At 62.8% G+C, this 2892-nt stretch carries 3 protein-coding genes and 1 pseudogene; 2 read left to right on the top strand and 2 right to left on the bottom strand.

Annotation, left to right across the window (positions count from 1 at the left end; all coding sequences use genetic code 11):
* Positions 1–230: transposase (locus ACZ4V6_RS36490; RefSeq protein WP_467835568.1), on the top strand; the 230-nt coding region annotated here is incomplete at its 5' end.
* 75 nt (positions 231–305) lie between these two features.
* On the opposite strand, the gene ACZ4V6_RS36485 is transcribed toward ACZ4V6_RS36490, so the two are convergent.
* Positions 306–1145, bottom strand: a complete 840-nt coding sequence (locus ACZ4V6_RS36485) for an IS5 family transposase (RefSeq protein ID WP_467835566.1) — start codon at positions 1143–1145, stop codon at positions 306–308.
* Between the two features lie 524 nt (positions 1146–1669).
* Entirely contained in the window at positions 1670–2197 is a 528-nt protein-coding gene (locus ACZ4V6_RS36480; protein WP_467835571.1) for a DUF6584 family protein, read from the bottom strand.
* A 514-nt stretch (positions 2198–2711) separates the two neighbouring features.
* Here ACZ4V6_RS36480 and ACZ4V6_RS36475 point away from each other — a divergent pair.
* Positions 2712–2892, top strand: a pseudogene (locus ACZ4V6_RS36475) (HEAT repeat domain-containing protein); the annotation flags it as partial.

The following is a 2892-nucleotide window of genomic DNA, read 5'->3' as shown; positions in this document are numbered from 1 at the left end:
TCGACGTCGAAGTCGTCAACAGGAGCCCGGAGACCCGCGGCTTTCAGCTCGTGAAAAGACGCTGGGTGGTCGAGCGGAGTATCGGTTGGATCATGCTGCACCGGCGCCTCGCCCGAGACTACGAGACCCTGCCCGCCAGCTCCGAGGCCATGATCCACATCGCCTCGATCGACAACCTCACCAGGCGCATAACGGACGAGACAATACCCACCTGGCGAGGGACGTACTAGGACGTAAACGGCAAGTTGTCCACTTCAAACGCCCTCTTAGAGGGCGTTTGATCTAGGAGGATTGCCCTTTATATCCTAGTAAGTTCCTCGCCAGGTGGGTGTGGTCTCGTCCGTTATGCGCTTGGTGAGGTTGTCGATCGAGGCGATGTGGATCATGGCCTCGGAGCTGGCGGGCAGGGTCTCGTAGTCTCGGGCGAGGCGCCGGTGCAGCATGATCCAGCCAATACTTCGTTCGACAACCCAGCGCCTTTTGACAACGTGGAAGCCGCGAACTCCTGGGTTTCTGTTGACGACTTCGACGTCTATTCCGAGGCGGGCGCCGTGCTCGATGACGGCGTTCTTGAAGCCGGTGTCGACCCAGCTCTTGGAGATGGTCGGGTAGGTCTTCTTGGCCTGGTCGAGGAGCTGGATTCCGACGGCATTCTCGGACAGGCTCGCGGCGGTGACGGTCACGGCGAGTATGAGTCCGATCGTGTCGGTGAGGATGCCCCGTTTCCTGCCGACGATCTTCTTGGCGGCGTCGGTTCCCTGGCTGGTCAGGGGCACATTGGTGGAGGTTTTCACGCCCTGGGTGTCGATGACGGAGGCGGTGGGTTCGGGCTTGCGTCCTTCCTTCACGCGGGCCAGGCCGGTCAGGTCGTAGTTGAGCTGGGTGAGGATTCCCTCGTCGCGCCAGGCGGCGTAGTAGGCGTAGACGGTGCCGTGGTTGGGGAAGTCGTGCGGAAGGTATTTCCAGGGAATTCCGGTGCGGTTGACATAGAGGAGTGCGTTGAATACGTCGCGCAGGTCGACCTTGGCCGGCTGTCCGGTGGGCCTGCGGTCGAGCCGGGCCTTTCTCCAGGCCGTCAATGTCGGCTCGAGTAAGGCCCATCGGGCGTCGGACAGGTCGCTGGGGTACGGCTTCCGCTGGCTCACGCCGTAGCGTGACCATGGATCCGGCGGACGATGTTGTTCCGCTACTGCTGGGCGTTTCTGCCTGATCTTCAAACCAGACGGACTTTGTGCACGAGAACCGAAGTAAACGGGCGAGCAAGTTCGCAGCTCGGTGAACGCGAGGGTGCATGTATGGGAAATATGCCTCAAGCGTGACGGCCACAAAAGTTGTTTACCGACACAGACACTCTCTAAATGCCCACTTAAAGGGCGTTTACGCATACCCTCTGGCGATAAATCCGCTTTACGGGCAGAGGCTTTTACGGTGAATCCATACCGGACATGCTGCTTCGTGCCCTTCGATGCATCGGTCCGGCCGCCCGTTTACTCTGCTTTTCAGCCCCGGATTCCGTCTGGTTTAGCGATGACCTGAAAGCTCCCCATCCATTGAAGCCTTCCCAGGCGTTTCAGCCTGAGCACGGCGGCGACGAATAAACGCAAACCGCATTGAAACGGTCAGTGCGAAACAACATCAAACGCCCACTTACAAGCTCGGGTGTTCTGAGTCAGTCGAAGAGGGCAACGAGTCCAATCACCCAGATCGCGAGGAACCCAAGAGCCGCCGCCAGGCAGCCGACGCCTGCTAGCACACCACCGACCGTCCACGGCTCGGTGGGCGCCTCGTACTCCCCTTCCAGGTCCTCCCGGTAGGAGGCGGGGTCGTCCCAGTCGACGGGGTGTCCCAATTCCTCGGCGCAGGCGGTCCGCACCGCGACCAGTTGCTTCTCCGCGAAGACGGTGGCGGCCTTCGCCTCGGGGCCCTGCCAGGCGAGGGCTTTCATCCGCCGCCCGGGTGACCCGTACCGTACCTCGAAGGCAGCGGTCTCGTCGGCGTTCCGATCCTCTTCCAGGTACATCCAGCGCCCAGCCTCGGCGGCGTCGCCGTAGAGCCGGTACACCCCAGCCAGACGACGGCGGAGCGTCAGGTCGTGCGGGAAAGACGAGATGAGACCGCGCAGGCGCTGACGCGCGACGGGAACCCGGCCGGCGGCCAGGTCTGCATCGACTCGGGCAAGTGTCTCTCTCAGGGGCATGAACGCATGATCGGGCACCGCACTGATCCACGTCGACCTGGTTTCGCCGCTCAGCACTGGCTCGCTCTTGCCCGCATCGGCCGAACCCCACTGAGACGGAGCACCGCCAGTTGCGGGACAGCGCTGAGGTGCCGGTGACCAATAGTCGGTGACGTGCCGAAGCAGTCCGGCGCCCTTGCGGATCTGCTTATTACAGCCGGGTTGCTTGAGCAAGTACGGGAAGAGGTGTCGCAGGTGGAAACAGGCGTAGCGGAGCCGCCTGGCCTCGGGGGTGAAGCCGAGCACGGCCTGCACCATCACCAGTGTGACCAGTCCGGAGTCGGTGAGTCGCAGGGTGTCCCCCACGACCGGCCGCCATGGTGTGAGATGCGGAAACGCTTCCAACAGGTCGTCGCTCTTCACATGGAGTGCGGCCGTAAAAGTGCCCAAACCCCTTTCCACACAATGCTGTTGGACGCCCTCGTCCTATACGCGCAGCCGTTGCCGTGGAATGGTCCACCTAGTATCCCGTGTCATGGTGATGTTCGTGCACTTGACCTCAGCGGCGAACGCGCCGCGCATCCGGCGGTCCGGGATCCGGGCGGCCAGCCACGGGCAGGGCAGCGCGCGGGGGGTCTACTGTTTCCCGGTCCTGCCGTCGTACGCACTCACCCACCAATGGCTGCGCGAGCTTGCTCGTTTCGGCAGCCGGGGCG

Source organism: Streptomyces sp. NPDC029152 (assembly GCF_055564355.1).
The sequence above is the reverse complement of the archived record's forward strand: the minus strand, read 5'-3'. Positions and strand labels throughout refer to the sequence as shown.

Bases quoted from the DNA above. Each gene is read 5' to 3' on its own strand.
- ACZ4V6_RS36480 (WP_467835571.1), bottom strand. From the start codon at position 2,197: ATGCCCCTGAGAGAGACACTTGCCCGAGTCGATGCAGACCTGGCCGCC.